General features: G+C 43.3%; 14 protein-coding genes. 8 read left to right on the forward strand and 6 right to left on the reverse strand.

Annotation, left to right across the window (positions count from 1 at the left end):
- The first annotated feature begins 240 nt into the window (after positions 1-240).
- Both L8106_RS19985 and L8106_RS19990 read left to right on the forward strand, forming a co-directional pair.
- Entirely contained in the window at positions 241-3204 is a 2964-nt protein-coding gene (locus L8106_RS19985) for a DUF3987 domain-containing protein (RefSeq protein WP_009786242.1), read from the forward strand.
- A 61-nt stretch (positions 3205-3265) separates the two neighbouring features.
- Positions 3266-4378: a hypothetical protein gene (locus L8106_RS19990; RefSeq protein ID WP_009786243.1), complete on the forward strand. Its 1113-nt coding sequence runs from the start codon at positions 3266-3268 to the stop codon at positions 4376-4378.
- A 14-nt stretch (positions 4379-4392) separates the two neighbouring features.
- On the opposite strand, the gene L8106_RS19995 is transcribed toward L8106_RS19990, so the two are convergent.
- Positions 4393-5190: a PD-(D/E)XK nuclease family protein gene (locus L8106_RS19995; protein ID WP_009786244.1), complete on the reverse strand. Its 798-nt coding sequence runs from the start codon at positions 5188-5190 to the stop codon at positions 4393-4395.
- 412 nt (positions 5191-5602) lie between these two features.
- Between L8106_RS19995 and L8106_RS20000 the strand changes: the two genes are divergently transcribed.
- The 6 genes from L8106_RS20000 to L8106_RS20025 all read left to right on the forward strand — a co-directional run bounded on the left by L8106_RS20000 (position 5603) and on the right by L8106_RS20025 (position 10733).
- A complete protein-coding gene (locus L8106_RS20000; protein ID WP_009786245.1) occupies positions 5603-6394 on the forward strand; it encodes a ParA family protein in 792 nt (263 codons plus the stop codon).
- Positions 6391-6822, forward strand: coding sequence for a hypothetical protein (locus L8106_RS20005; RefSeq protein ID WP_009786246.1), 432 nt, complete (start codon positions 6391-6393; stop codon positions 6820-6822). The genes L8106_RS20000 and L8106_RS20005 overlap by 4 nt, the downstream gene beginning before the upstream one ends.
- A 136-nt stretch (positions 6823-6958) precedes the next feature.
- The gene (locus L8106_RS20010; protein WP_009786247.1) at positions 6959-7897 is read left to right on the forward strand and encodes a site-specific integrase; all 939 of its coding nucleotides are present in this window, start codon (positions 6959-6961) and stop codon (positions 7895-7897) included.
- A 200-nt stretch (positions 7898-8097) separates the two neighbouring features.
- Positions 8098-8958, forward strand: a complete 861-nt coding sequence (locus L8106_RS20015; RefSeq protein WP_009786248.1) for a hypothetical protein — start codon at positions 8098-8100, stop codon at positions 8956-8958.
- A gap of 99 nt (positions 8959-9057) precedes the next feature.
- Positions 9058-9957, forward strand: a complete 900-nt coding sequence (locus tag L8106_RS20020) for a GIY-YIG nuclease family protein (protein ID WP_009786249.1) — start codon at positions 9058-9060, stop codon at positions 9955-9957.
- A 158-nt stretch (positions 9958-10115) separates the two neighbouring features.
- Positions 10116-10733, forward strand: a complete 618-nt coding sequence (locus tag L8106_RS20025) for a hypothetical protein (RefSeq protein ID WP_232228536.1) — start codon at positions 10116-10118, stop codon at positions 10731-10733.
- A 42-nt stretch (positions 10734-10775) separates the two neighbouring features.
- Here the strand turns inward: L8106_RS20025 and L8106_RS30855 are convergent, their stop codons facing one another.
- The 5 genes from L8106_RS30855 to L8106_RS20050 are packed head-to-tail and all read right to left on the reverse strand — an operon-like array spanning position 10776 to position 14763.
- On the reverse strand, positions 10776-11447 hold the full coding sequence (locus L8106_RS30855; RefSeq protein ID WP_009786251.1) for a thermonuclease family protein: 672 nt from the start codon (positions 11445-11447) through the stop codon (positions 10776-10778).
- A gap of 41 nt (positions 11448-11488) precedes the next feature.
- Positions 11489-11824 carry a hypothetical protein gene (locus L8106_RS20035; RefSeq protein WP_009786252.1) on the reverse strand — a complete coding sequence of 112 codons (336 nt, stop codon included), beginning with the start codon at positions 11822-11824 and terminating at the stop codon, positions 11489-11491.
- A gap of 43 nt (positions 11825-11867) precedes the next feature.
- On the reverse strand, positions 11868-12335 hold the full coding sequence (locus tag L8106_RS20040) for a hypothetical protein (protein ID WP_009786253.1): 468 nt from the start codon (positions 12333-12335) through the stop codon (positions 11868-11870).
- 39 nt (positions 12336-12374) lie between these two features.
- Positions 12375-12881 (reverse strand): hypothetical protein, encoded by a 507-nt coding sequence (locus L8106_RS20045; RefSeq protein ID WP_009786254.1) that lies wholly within the window; start codon positions 12879-12881, stop codon positions 12375-12377.
- A 37-nt stretch (positions 12882-12918) separates the two neighbouring features.
- Positions 12919-14763: a nuclease-related domain-containing DEAD/DEAH box helicase gene (locus L8106_RS20050; protein WP_009786255.1), complete on the reverse strand. Its 1845-nt coding sequence runs from the start codon at positions 14761-14763 to the stop codon at positions 12919-12921.
- Positions 14764-14879 lie beyond the last annotated feature (116 nt).

The raw sequence follows: 14879 nt of genomic DNA on the forward strand, positions 1-14879 counted from the left end.
TACCACTACAAATCATTCCCTCAACGCTCCAACATCTGCTCTTAACCCTTACCCACTGAGCGATGTAGCCAATTTTGTTGAGTCAAAAATTCAAGCAAATCTTAACAATGGAGGCAGCATTTAATGTTTACCTCCAACAAATTCAACATCAACGACCACCTCGACAAGCTCACTCCAGCCAAAGAAAAAGGGAAATATATCTGCCCAGCCTGCAATAGCCATAACCTATCCATCAACTCCATGACAGGGAAATACAACTGTTGGAACTGTGGGGATACCCAGAAAATCAAGGATATCCTCACGGCTAATTCTCAAGACCCACCCGCCAAGAAAGCTCCCCGCCAGAAAAAGACCAGCTATTTCAGCTATCCCGACCGTCAAGGGAACCCGTTAATCCGCGTGGTCAGAATCGATGATGGCCAGGGCAAGAAGCAAATCTATCAGCAGCACTGGAACGGTCAAAAGTGGGTTACAGGATACGGCTCGATTAAAACCTCCGATATTCCTCTGTATCGCTACTCTGAGGTGATGAATGCGATCGCCAACGGTCAGCAAATTGTTTTAGCCGAGGGAGAGTCAACGGTCGATGCCTTCTGGGAAAAGGGAATCCCGGCAACAACGACAATTGGAGGAACGGGCAAAACAGTTATCAAGGTCAAGGATAAAGAAACCGGACAGTATAACTTAAAACGCAATGACAACGCCTTTAAAACCATAAAACCCGCCCTGGCGGATCTAGTCGCAGCTTCCATAATTCTGGCACCCGACTGTGACCAGCCCGGATGTCTGCACATGGAGATGATGGGCAAGGTCTTGAATGTAGCGGGTTGGTTGTACGCTTTCCCGGATTCATTTCAATGGTCAAGATTGCCTGATAAAGGGGGTTTAGACTTCGTGGACTGGATTCACGACTATCCCCAACTGACGACCGAAGAAATCTTTAGTGCTATCCAATGCTCACCAAAGCATCTATTTAAGGGAACCAAAGTGTCTGGATCACAACCCAACCAAAAATCCTTACTGAATTCCCTATTTAATAAAGACGAATATTCGCAGGCGGTTATCAAACTTCTTGGTTACAGTTTATCTGAATCCCAACTGGACTTAGAAATCCAAGCCATCGCCCAAAAGTTCAACCGCAGCGATTCTCAGGTCTGGCGACTGTACCACAAGCTCTCCAGCGAAGCCGAGAAAGCCGAAAACCTCGTTGATATTGCCCGTGAATTAAACGCTTTGCTAGAAAGTGGCAAGGCTACTATCAAGCTTGAGGATTATTTACCCGGTAACTTAATCAAAATCAAAGAAATTTATCAACGCTTATGTTTGCGTCCAGAAATTGGTCTAATGCAGTTTATCTCTACTTGTTCGGGCTTATTACCTGTCGGAACAAAAATTGACCTGTGCGACTACACCAACTTTGACCAGCCCATGGGCATTTACTTCACCGTCTGCGCCGAACCCTCCCAACGCAAAACACCGGGTCAGAAAATTATTACCACCAAGCCCCTGCGTATCCTCCAGAAAGAAGCTGATGACCAATATAAAGAGGAACTGCGAGAATACAAACTCGAACTCGCTGAATGGGAAAAGAACAGTCAAAAGAACGGCGAAGCTCCCCCCATCGAACCCACCCGCCGCATCTATTTCATCAACTCCGCCACCCAAGCCGGACTGCGAAACCTCTTGCAAAAACAGCAACAACATGGACTGGTGATGCTCTATGACGAATTTGCTACCGACTTCCGCAACCGCTCCAAAAAATACAACGCTGGACTCACCGAAGATTTGCTCTCTTACTACGACGGGAGTGGAAAGCGCGAAGCTCTGGCTGATGGGTTTAGCGGTGATTTTGATGAAGTCTTAATCTCAGTTCAAGGTGCTATTCAGCCGGGAGTTGTCGAAGAATTTCTCAACGGAGATAACGACCCGAACGGCTATTGGGCCAGACTGAATATTATCAACCAACCCACCCAACCCTGTTTGATTCCCGAAGACCCTAGCCAACGGGGGCCAAAAATTGATCTAACTCCATTATTGGTAAACCACTACAAAAAAATTGCAAGCCTTCCTAAACTGCATCTGAAGCTGAATAGTCAGGCTGAAAACCTATTCGTGAAAATTTACAACAAATGCGAACGTTTTGCAGCCGAAGCAAAAACTCAAAGTATTGCAACGCAGTGGGGTAAACTCAGTGGAAAAATTGGCCGACTCGCCGCACTCATCCACATTACCGAACAGATTCATTCCAATGGCAAGGTAGAGGACTTAGAGATTAGTTCCCAGACTTTATTCAAAGCTACCAATTTGGCATACTTCCTGCTTAACGAAGCCATTAATCTTTATGCTGACAATTCTCAAGATAATCTGGCTTCCCATCTCAAAAAAATCCTCGAAGTCACTGAACGGGTAAAAGAACCTCTCTCTGCCGGGAAAATAAAAAACCTCATCTGGCCCTTCAAAAAAGCAAAAACTTCTCTCGATGCCATCCGCTCCTATTTTGAGGATTTAGTCAAACTGGGCTATGGGAAAATAGTAGGTTCGGGCATTGGTCGAAAATTTCAACTCTGCCGCAAAGTAGAGAACGTAGAGAGTAGTGGAGAAAGTAGTTCACTCCTCTACCCGCCCAATATCCCCTCTAGTATGGATTCTAACTCCAAAGTAGAGAGCATAGAGGAAGTAGAGAAAATCTCACCCAATCAAGTGCAGAACGACCTCTCTATTCCTGATATCCAGGGCAATGCAGCCACAACACCTATTCCAGAAACGAACGAAAATCAAGAAAATCCTCTACTTTCTCTATTTTCTCTACCCAATGACTCAAACTCCAATGAAATCAAGCACTCTGAAGATAGTGAACTCTCTACTTTATCCTCTACTTCTCCCCCAAAATCCTCTACTTCTCCCCCAAAATCCTCTACTTCTCCCCCAATGGCACCCATAACAGAGTCTCAATCCTCTACTGAATCCTCTACTGAATCTCCCAAACTCTCTACTCCATCCTCTACTCCATCCTCTACTGAACCCAACCATCCTGTTCAACCATCCGAGATTAAAGTTGGAGATCGCGTGCAGTATAAAAATATGAAAGGCGAGATGATTGGCGGGAAGGTTCTAAACTTAAACTTTTTGGACAAAGTTCTAACGCTACTGTTAGACTCTGGTATTCAGAAGCAGATTTACATTGAACAAGCCTTTCCGTTGTGACCTACCCTGATAGAAGGGGTGTCTTTTGGAACTGGGCTGTATTGTGTATCTAGGTATCAAAATGTCGAAAAATTCATCGGTTGGTCAAGTCGAGAAACTCAAGAAGTTAATTCAAACAGCAACCAATCCTAAGCAAAAGGCGATGTATCAGGACTTGCTTGCCAAACTTCAAGATACCTTACCCCCAGAGTCATTAAGCGAACCTACCCCAGAGCCAGTAAAACCTAAGCGAACGATTAAACCTAAAACTTCTGCACCCGTTGAAGCGGTGGAACCTGTTGAGGATAAAACACCTGCACCCACCGTACCCGATAGCCAACCGGAAACTGAATCTCAACCGGAAACTGAATCTGAAAATAAACCTTACTTTCAAGGTATTGGCATTATTAAAGGGGAAGTAATTCTCACTGAGGAACGTTCAGTTATCAAACTCGGAGAACAGGAGTACCGACTGTTTTATATTCCCAACCGTCGCAAGAAAGCTTATGAAGCGCTAAAAAGAGAAATTGAAGTAACGGGCAATACCACTCTTAGATTGATTGTTTATCCTAAAATCCTACACTTACCCCAAAAAGACCAGCCCCACAAGGTCAGCTTTCAATTGGTAGGGTTTATTGGGTCAAAAGCTAAACCCAGTGAACTGAATACTGAATTAAAAGATTTTGAATTTAAGTTCTCAGGACTCTGGCAATTTATTCCCGTTTGCCGCACTCCCTGCATTTCTATCTTTCGCAACTTCAATAAAGAAAGACTAACCTGGATAAAAGAAGCAAACCCTGCCAAAAAAGTTAAGTTTATGAAATCTTCTCATGTTCCTGTACTCTGGAGAGATTCGCCTGCTAAACCCTTTCGATTTAATCCTAAACTAGAAAAAGAAGAACAGGGTAAACGTTACTTTGTGCAGATAAAAGCTAAATTTCTGCCCGGTCGGGATGTATTTGGATTCGCTGAACAACTCTCTGAACCTACTGAAGAAGTCCCAGGATTCTTGAAAGCGTCTAAAAAACTGAAAGCTGAAGCTCTCAAGGAAATTCAACAGCAAAAGTCTGAAGAAAACCCTAGCGTAGAAGCTACACCGCCACAAACAAAACCTAACTCCAAACCGCCTAAATCTAAACCTAAAAAGCAGAAAACATTACAACCTCAAACCATAACTTCAGATAAAACTGAATGAGTTTAAATAAATATTTAATCTAATCCTAAACTCAGTTGTAAAGGACGCTGGTTCTTAGCAGTTTCAGGTAAAGGTTCGGGAGATTCGCTCATCGCTGGACAATAGCGAGTATAACTGCATTGTTTACAATGTTCTCCGGTCACAGGTTCCCAGTCTTCATCTTCTCGAAGCTTTATCGCCAGCTTACCAATAATTAATTCGGCTTGCTGTTTATGGTAAGGAGTCGCTTGAAATGTTACTAATTCTCCCGGTATTATATAAATTAAACTCAACTGTTTTAAACTTTTTTGATAACGTTGTTCGAGCGCCAGGTAATATAACCCCAACTGTAAATCAATCCCATCAGGTTCAAAAGTCGGAACTTTACGAGATGTTTTATAATCAATTAATTCCAACCCCTCATCTAGATAATCCAAGCGGTCATAGCGCCCCGTCACTTTAAAATCCAAATTGCAAAAATTTAACTGAGCTTTAATTTTTCCTTCAACTGCTACAGGCTTCCTCAACACAGGTAAAGTCTTGATAAACTGATAATAATATCCCTCAAGAATTTCTAGTCCTTGAGCCGATAACTCCGGCGTTAACTCCCCCGATACCCGCTCCCAACAGAAACGAATCCAACTAATATTAGGGATAGGTGACTCATAGCTCCAGTCTCCATAAATTTTAGCTAAAGCAGCATGAAGCACTTTCCCCAACAGTTGAGACTTAAAGAATAAGTTGGGCTTGATTCCCCGCTCATACTTAAAATAATACGCTTGAGGACAACGCTGATAGTCAAGCAACTTCGTTGCAGATAGGGGATAATTCATTTTGGAAAAAAGAAGCAATCACAGGCTCTAGGACTTAATGATATAGCAGCTACGACCCTTTGACCTTGAAACTCAACGACCCACACCTGACGCCCAAAACTTTAATAAGACTTTTTTGAAATAATATCCTAGTATTAAATTACACTTAGATAAAACTGCACTTTTACACTTATACACTTTTATACTCTTGTAACTTGACCTTAAATACTTACACCAACAATCCATGAGAGCTTTGTATTGCTTGGTTTTCAGCAACGTGTGAGAAAACAGTCCCCTGTTAAAACTGTCAAACTGTATTTATGCACTTTTATAAATTTGTACATTAATAAATTTATTTTAATGTAAACTTGCAAAAGTATAGTAGTTCAGGTTTAATAAAGGAATAAAATACTCAACTGAACTTTTATTGCAAATGCAAACCATTAGTTCAATTTCTTTAGCGGGGGGGCAAGGGAAAACAACGGTTGTATTGTTTCTCTCCCGGTGGCTGGCAACTTTGGGTCACACAGTATTAGTTATTGATGCTGACCCTCAATCGAGTCTGACCACCTTTTTAGGATTCCAAGTTGAACCCGATAGTCCTACGCTGCTGGAAGTTCTCAAACGTCAGGTGGACACAGCCGACGGTGTTTATGAAACTCGCCATAAAAACCTATTTTTGATTCCCTCCGATGATGCCCTCGACGCAGTTCAGGACTATTTAGCAGGAAGTGGAACCGGAGCATTAGCCTTGCAGCGAAGATTGAAGCCCGTTGAGAAGTTGTTTGATTATTGCATCGTGGACGCACCGCCGCAGCGATCGCAAATTTGTTTGACCGTCATGGGGGCATCAGATGGCATGGTGATTCCGGTAGAAGCTTCCGTCAAAGGATTACAGTCCCTCATCCGTACCTTGGAACTTGTTGACGAACTCAAGCAAGAAGATAGTGAATTTGGGGGACAAATTCTCGGTGTGATTCCCTTTCGCGATCGCTGGGTCGGCCGACAACGCACCAAAGAAAGTCAGAGCAACATTAAAACGATGGAGCAAATCACCTCGGAATGGTTCGGTCAAAGCCTGGTGCTGCCTTCGATTCGAGAATCCGAGAAATTTAAACAAGCCATTAACCAGGGAAAAACCTTGCATGAAATGGGTCAAAGTGACCTCGCCTTTGCCATTGAAGTCTTATCCCAAAAAATCAACGCCTTAGAGGAAAATCGATGAGCGAATCCCAAGACATCAGATCAATCTTGACATCAAAATCTCGTGCGAAAGTCAATCCCCGTGATACGTCCTTGCGTTCGATGCAGCAGAAAGAACAGTCTGAACCTCTAGAAACTGAAGAATTTGTTGATTCTCAATCCTCTCCAGACTCAGAATTACAACAATTACAAAATGAACTGGATACTTTACCTGAAATTGGGAAACGGTTGGCTATTCACTTAGAAAAAGGAGTTCGGGGCGACTTATTGCGACTGTGTGATGAAGCCGAAATCACCCCTGAAACCTTTATTGAAGCAGCAGTTGCCATGTTGCAGAACAATCCCGGACTGAAAGAGAAAGTCCTAGAAGATGCCATAACCAGACTTCAAAAGCGCAAACGAGCCGGAGTCATTCGTCGAACCATTGCTATGGTGCAGAAATACATTTAGTTACACCTATTAAGTTGAACTTTCCAACATTAAATTCCCTGCAAGGGGACTGAAACCTTTATTCCTTCTGAAACTTAATAAAAAACAGCATTCTATGAGATAATTACTTTCTAGAATCTTTCTTCTAAATAAATCAATGCGGCACGTCCTAACTGCCACGCTTGCTTTGACTGAACCCTTACCCTTGACCCAACATCCGGCGGCGGTATATTTACAAGGTTTGGGGGAAGGTTCTCGTCGGACGATGCGGGGGGCGCTCAATACCATTGCAGCCATACTCACCAATGGAGAATGTGATGCGAATACTCTGAACTGGGCGGCATTACGCTATCAACACACGGCGGCTATCCAAGCGGCATTACTAAATCGCTATTCCACCTCCACAGCACAGAAGATGATGGCAGCGCTACGGCGGGTATTGGAGGAGGCACGGAAGCTGCAACTCATGGATGCGGAAAGTTACAGTACAGCGGTGGATTTACTCTCCATTAAAGTCTATGTAAATTTAAGAGGTCGAGCGCTCAGTCAGTCGGAAATTTCGGCTCTCATTAACGTTTGCCAAGCTGACCCAACGAGCCAGGGTGTGCGGGATAGGGCATTAATTGCGATTTTGCGAGGGTCGGGACTGCGACGGGCGGAAGTGGTGAAGCTCCGAGTCAAAGATTTTAACCCCGTAACTGGGGCATTGAAGATTTTGCAAAGCAAGGGCCGCAAGGACAGGACGGTGTATTTGCCGGAAAATGCGATCGCCTGGGTTGAGAATTGGCTAGACGTTCGGGGACGTTCACCAGGGCCATTACTCTGTCCCATTCGCAAGGGGGGAAAAATTGAGCGACGGTACATGACCCCGCAGGCAGTATTTTTCATTATGAAGAAACGAGCGTTGGAAGCGGGGGTAGAGTCCTTTTCTCCCCATGATTTTCGCCGCACCTTTTGCTCTGACCTACTAGATGCGGGGGTGGATATTGTCACGGTGCAGAAGTTGGCGGGCCATGCCAATCCCATGACTACTGCGAACTATGATAGACGGGGCGAGGAAACGAAGCGGAAAGCGGTTCAGAAGTTGGGATTTTAGCAACCAATCCGGGATATCAGAAAAGTGAATTTGCTGAAATTGCCTCTATGCACAATGGTTTACAGATGTTAGTCTGTTTGTTTTAGTAATTTGACAGTGGAGAAACTAGAACCAACTTTCATCCAGATTAAAAACTCCGAGATGTAGTTGGGAATATGCGCTCGTTATGAAGGTTAAAATGGAAAGAAACGGGTAGGGAGATGGAGAGTTTAGCAGATTTATCCGGAACGGTGGGAAAGGGGAATTTTCTGAATAGTTATCCGGGAATGGCGAGTCTAATTTCCTACGATTTAAAGTATCTTGCCGTCAATCAACAATTAGCTGACTTTTTCAATAAACCCATTGATTATTTTGTGGGTAAACCCATTAACTGCAAAAATGATAACCTTAGAGAAAATATTGAACAATTTATTAATCAGGATTATGAAGTTAAGACCTGGGAAGTAAGATTTGATTATCCTAAATTTGTATTTGCAATTTCAGCCAAAAAACTCCCTGAAGGAATTGTTCTATCTTCAGTTGATATCACTAATGTTAAAATCTCCGAGGAAAGGAATCTAGCCCTCATCAAATCAATCCCCCAAGTTCTCAGACAGTCCGACCCCCGCAGGTCGAATAATAATCTTGAGGACTTAATCGAAAAGCTGACCGAAGATCCTCTGTTTTCTAATAGTGGCATCCAGGAACTCTCCCAATCTCAGATTGAGAAATTAATTAAGCTCGAAGTCGAAATTCGGGAGGCTGGAATTCGTCTAAAAAATGTTGAAAAGCTCCTCTATATGTCTGATAATTCGATAATTGCTAGACTTAGGGAACTGGAATTTAGACAAAAACAAGATGAAGATTCACGAGAAAATATAGACTCAGATTTGTTTAGCTTGAGGGTCATCGGGCGAGTCATTAGCCAAACACCGGGGGGAATTAAAACTTGGTTATTCTTAATGACCACTGCAATTGTTGTTGCTATATTTTCAATTGATTTGTCTATCCGATTTTCGGGCATCGATAAACTGAAAAACCTTCAGCAAATGCACCAAACGATTGAGGATGTTAATAAATAGGGTGTTGATTTTTAATACCACTTCCCATCTTAAATCGCTACACTGTAAGTATTCGGTCAATGAAATCGGGGCGCATCGGCAAATCTAGGAGGTTTTACGATGTGGCTAAAATATGGCGCTGACCCCAACGGTTGTTTGAAATTGGTTGATGATGTTGCTCAAGGAAAAACGAACTTAACCTGTCTTTATTGCGGTGGCCAACTGACGGCTAAAAAAGGGCGTATAAAATCCCACCACTTCGCCCACACCGGGGAAACTTGCAAACCTGTTGTTAGCCGATACAACACAGCGCAAATTCCTGGCTTACCAATGTACGACCGCTTCAATATCCAATTGCCAGGTCGGGAACTTGAACAACTGAAAGTTCTCTGGAAAGAATACGGTTCTCAAGAAATCTTAATTCCCCGAGACTTGATTAATCTCCGGTGGAAATTTTGGGGACTGGTGCAGTTGGTTAATGATTCCTACAAATTCGGAGACTTGGGGAAGATTCCGATGGGAGCTTTGGAACTGGGAGAGTTCAATCAAATTCAGGAGCCGCTGCTATTGAAAACTTGGGAGAAATATAGAGGAGCGGCTGAACGAGCAACCCTGGCCAATTATTCAAACGTTCAAGAATGCCAAGCCGATTTGAGAATTTATGAAACCCAACTTCGGCGGATTATAGTGAATTCTCTTTATTTTCTGGAAGTAAAAGCGGATGGTGAAACTCTTTATAAAATTGGGATTACCCAAAGAACAATTGATGAACGAATCTCAGAAATTCATCAGGACTTGAAAACCCATTATACCAACATCACCATTAACTTACTCGGATTCTGGGAACATCGAGGAAATGTGGAATTATATTTTAAACATCGTTATCGGGAGTTTAACTATCGGCTTGGGAAGCTGACCGAGTATTTCCGTTTTCCTGATGTGAAAGTTGTGCTGAACGATTTGCACCAAATGGAATCGAAGGTGTTATCTGAAGCCGAGTTAGAACTAATTAGTGATTGAAAGACGCGCCCGATACTTGTCTAACAAATGTCACTCGTAAATGTGACTGTTAAAATTTTTATGCCGCTGTTAAGCTGATGTTAAGAGAGTGCAGTTTTCAGTTTAGTCAAATCGAAATGAAGTATTTAACAATAAAGTTTTTGATGGGTAGTCTGTTGATGTCAACACTATTTGTAAGTTTAAGCACAAATGTTAATCCCTTAATTAGTTTGGCGGAAACTAAGCGAACTGCAACGGAAGAAAAAAAATCCAACGGCAATCGAACTTTAATCGAAAATTCCGAAAATGCGGAAACTCCAGAACAAGACTTGGAAGAACCCCCGAGACTACAGCAATTTATACCTCCCGAACCCGACGACGAATTAAATTTAACAGCGGACATTTGCAAATTTTCTCAAAATCAAGGACAATGCTATCAGGAAGTAGCGAATATAAGCCTGGAAAGATTTAAAATCCAGAATGAATACGACCTTTGGCAACTCAATCATCGGCGGTTAGTTTTTCAATCATATTTAGTTATTGACTTATTTGTTCTGGTTTTGGTTAAGTTAATTGTTGGGTTGGGATTGTATCTATCTTATTTAAAGTTCAGAGAAAAAGAAACGACCGAAACTAAACTCAGCTTTGCCAAGGGAAACTTAGAAATTAATTCCAACGTTATTGGGTTGATTATCTTAATCGTGTCTGTCGCATTTTTCTACCTGTATCTCGTTCACGTCTATCCAATCAAAGTTGTGGCAGATAGTTGGGAAAAAACTGAAGCTTTACCCCGATAAGATTCTATTCTGATTTTGAAAATAGAGTAAAAACTTTAACACCTAACCTTCACATCCAACCCCGTCGTTGTCGCCATCAAACCCGTGTGGATCATCGCCGACAACTCGAATATTGCTGTAGGGGACATCGCCGCAGTTTAAATCAGCCGACTGAATGGGAATACAAATATCAGGATAGGAAGCTTCACACTGGTTGCGGGGAGGTTGCGTTGATGCGGTGCAGTTGCCCTTACGGAACTCCGAGGGTAAGCAATTCGTTTGGCTCCAGAATCCGAGTGCCATATCTTTGGCAAACGCTTCAGCTTGTAGTAAATCCTGGCGACTGCCGGGGCAATTGCTGAGATATTCTTGATAAACAACGGCTTGACCTTCGGCGAGCATCTGCAAGTTGACGTTGAGGTTTCCGCCTTTATTATCCTTACCAAACACCACAGCCACCACCCGATTGTATTGGTCACGGGCTACAGGGACGACTTGAACCGTCGAGCCAATTGGAATTAGTTGTCTGAGCTTCTGGGTAGATTCAGTTCCTCCAGTTTGTTGAGATTCGGGCGCATCGATGCAAGCCAGGCGAATGGTCGTATTTTGTCCTTGAGCAACAACAGTTAGAGTATCGCCATCGGTAATCGCAGTTACTTTGGCATCTACTGGATTGGCGGAGGCAGAATTGCGAACGATTAGTGTGATTATTAAAGCAAGAAATAATCGTTTCATGGCTGTTAATTTACCAAGTTTTTTGTTCGTTGAAATAGAAGCTAACAGCCAATGGAATCCTTTAAAATCAATTTCAGTTCCTTAGAAATCGGCAAGTTATCAATCTCCCGGCACAAATTTAACTTGTTTTCCCCTTTAGAAAGTCGCTCTTTATAAACCCCTGTCAATACAGCTTCTAAACCGTATTTTGTCAGGGCATCGGAGGCGAGTCCGATAATTCCAAGCAATACAATTCCCCCGATCATCCCGCCCGGCCCCAACATCGCGAGTGCGGCGGTAATGGCTGCTGCCCCCGTCAAACCTGTCGTTGCCATTGCAATCAGGAGAACAACGGCGGGAAAACCCACCCCGGCTAATTTTTTAACGATTTCATCCATGATTTTTATTTGGGATAATTGGTTATGTTGAGTCAGTCAGAAATTAAGGAAACCAACTCGTTTTGCGAATTAGAATACACTCATAACCTGCCCGTTCGGTGATGCTGTCGATAGCTCGACGACAACTTATAGTTTGCCAACCTTCCCCACCATATTCATTCATGGATTCTTCAAAAGTAGAGTCGGAAGGAGAGGCAATTTGATATTCGTAACTGGTTGGCTTCAATATCCCAAATGCTAAGATTGCGGTAACAATCACAAACAGGGGAAAACTCGGGCTTTTAACAAATTGTCCCCACAGTTTTTTGACCGTTTCCTTATCAGCTTTGGGGAATCTATTATCCAACTCCCCGACTTTATGATTAAGCTTTTTAAGTTCGTTGCGAATACCGACAAGTTCAACCCAACTCGAAGTTTCAGAGGGAGTTTCTTGTATTTGTCCAGATTTTGTAGCGGTTTTCGATGGAGTAGAAGTAGGTTTAGGCGGGGGTGGTAAGTGGGTTTTGTTCATGGTTTTTTACTTGATGATATGGAGAGTCAAATACTTGGGTTAAACTAAACGATAAACTACGGCACCGTCCCGTTCGCGGTTATCAATTCTTATCACATCTTCCCGCAGCAATCCGTCCAAAATTACCCGAACTTCTTGGGGATTTAGCCCGGTTTCTAATACACAATCGGCAATCGTCATCTCCCCTTCTTTCCGAGCCAGTTTGATTAGCTGAACCTGAACATCTTGGGCGGGATTGTTTTTGGTTTTCCCTACGGGTTTGCCCTTTAATTGTTTAGCTTTGTGAACAGCACGGGTATTTTCAACTGTTGCAGCAATGACATATAAACCTCCAATTCCATCGGTAAAGTCTTCATCATCTTCTAGGGAGGGGTCTGCTATAAAACAGAGTACGAGTACCCCAATTGTAATCCCAAATCCTTTTAGCAATGCTCTATAACGTCCGGTGTAAATATAGCCAATGGGTAGCAGAAAAAATGTTAATACTCCCGTTGCCCAGGTGCTTTTTTCGGCTAGTTTTTGAGCTTCAGTATTAGAGATATCCATGAGAAATTCTCCTAAAATAAGTTAACAAATTAAGACCCTAAGCCACGTCAAAATGCTGGCATTCTTGCAAACCTTTGAGAAAGTCAAACCGACCCGACCCGAACAAATGCAAAATCTCCTGGGCGCGAGTCATGCTCACGTAAAGTTCCCGCTTGCCTTCAGCTTCATCCCCCACACCAAACTGCTGAACCCAGGGGATAATCACAGCTTTGAATTCCAGTCCTAATGCAGACTTACTGGTAATCAATCTAATGCCGGGGTGATGCCGACTATAGTTTTTCTTATTTTGATTTACCCAATAACAGCCTAGTCCTAACTCGTCCAATTGTTGAGTGAGATAGCCAAACGGTTCGGCTTCACAACGAGCCAGGTAACGGTAAATCACAGCAATATCTTTCGATTCGTAACCCTCGGAAACTAGCTGTTGAATTTGTGCGATCGCATTTTCCACTTCTGCCATTCGGTCAGCGACCAGGTGAAGTACAGGTTTCTTGCCATGTCGGAGGGCAGCTTCCGGTTTGACCAATGGGAAAGCTTCATCATCATCCTCGTCCTCGGTGGAGAGGGACTGCACCATATCCCAAGCGGCTGATAAAATTTCGGAGGTATTGCGATAATTGCGGTTAAGTTTGCGTACTCGCCCCTGAGCTTTTATCCCAACGGATTTCCAGGTAAACTTCTGACGCTGGTAGAGACTTTGACTTTTATCTGAGACAATGAGCAAGTCACCATTTTCCGGGTCTTTGAGAGCCGCAGCACAGCATTTGAACCAGGCAGGATAGAAGGTGTGAGCTTCATCGACCAAAAGGGAATCCCATTTTCCCCCCGGTGGCATTAATGCTAGAACTTCCAAAAGGCGATCGCCAATTATCTCGTCATACTCATTGCTTTCGTAATTCTTGGGATTGGGTAAACTGCCAAGGATAGATTTAGCCCAATCGTGAAAGTGGAGAACTTCAATCCGTTCTTGATAAAGGGGGTTGTTTTCTTCTTCAATCAGAGAACGTAAGTAGGCAGCCAAAGTGATATTGAAACAGAGGATGAGAACTTTTTGATTAAATACTCCCCCTGCGAGAGTTTTAGCTCGACTCAGCAGAATTAATGTTTTGCCTGACCCTGCCACCCCGCAGAATAATCGATGACCGCTTCCCAATGAACGGGCCAACTGTTCTTGTTTGTGGTCTAGAGTTTTGATAATGGTTGCGTTTGGCTTTGGGTTGATTGCCTGATGAACACTCGTAAGTGTGGCGGGTTCGAGCTTGACTTGCACTTCCGGGTGGATGACTCCCTTGATGGTGCTGAGTTGGTCATCTTCGAGTCCCCCGAACTTAAAGCGGACGGTAAACATGGACTCCAAACGCTTTATTAACTCCCGTTCTCCGATGCCGTTCCATTCTTCTAGTTCATCTTTATAGGCAGTCTGGGACTTCTCCAGTAAAGGATATATATTCTCGTCGGTGGCTTCAGCTTCGGTCATGTTGGTCATAACGACGCCAACGCCCATGGGGAATGCCAGCTTACCTTGATATTCGCCTTCATCCTGAGTGAGAATTGAATAATCCTTGAGTTTGTTCATTAAAGCGTCAAGATATCCCTTGCCCTGTCTGAGCGGAGATTGACATTTCTCCACCCGCCCATCGGTGCAAACTTCAAAGATTTGATGGTCAGCTTTTAATATCTGGTTTGCACTCCAACCCTTGACTTCAAGAATCAAGATGCCAAAATCAGGGCTGAGGATAATAAAATCTGGGTATAAGCCCTTAACATTGGGTTCGTAATAGATGAAAAAATCATCGGGTAGTTCATCCCGCAAAACTTTAAATAACCGCTTCTCCCCCTGACTTGCCGTTGAAGGCGCAGCTTCGGGAATCATTAACGCCATACTTGCTCCCCTGAATAATGAGAATTAAAGATAATAAATTCCTGGCTGAGAAAGTCAATTATCTGTTACTCTCCAATATCCCTAGACTAAACCCAGAATCCCCCTCACTGCATCCG

It is taken from the genome of Lyngbya sp. PCC 8106, assembly GCF_000169095.1.
Taxonomy (GTDB): Bacteria; Cyanobacteriota; Cyanobacteriia; order Cyanobacteriales; family Microcoleaceae; genus Capilliphycus.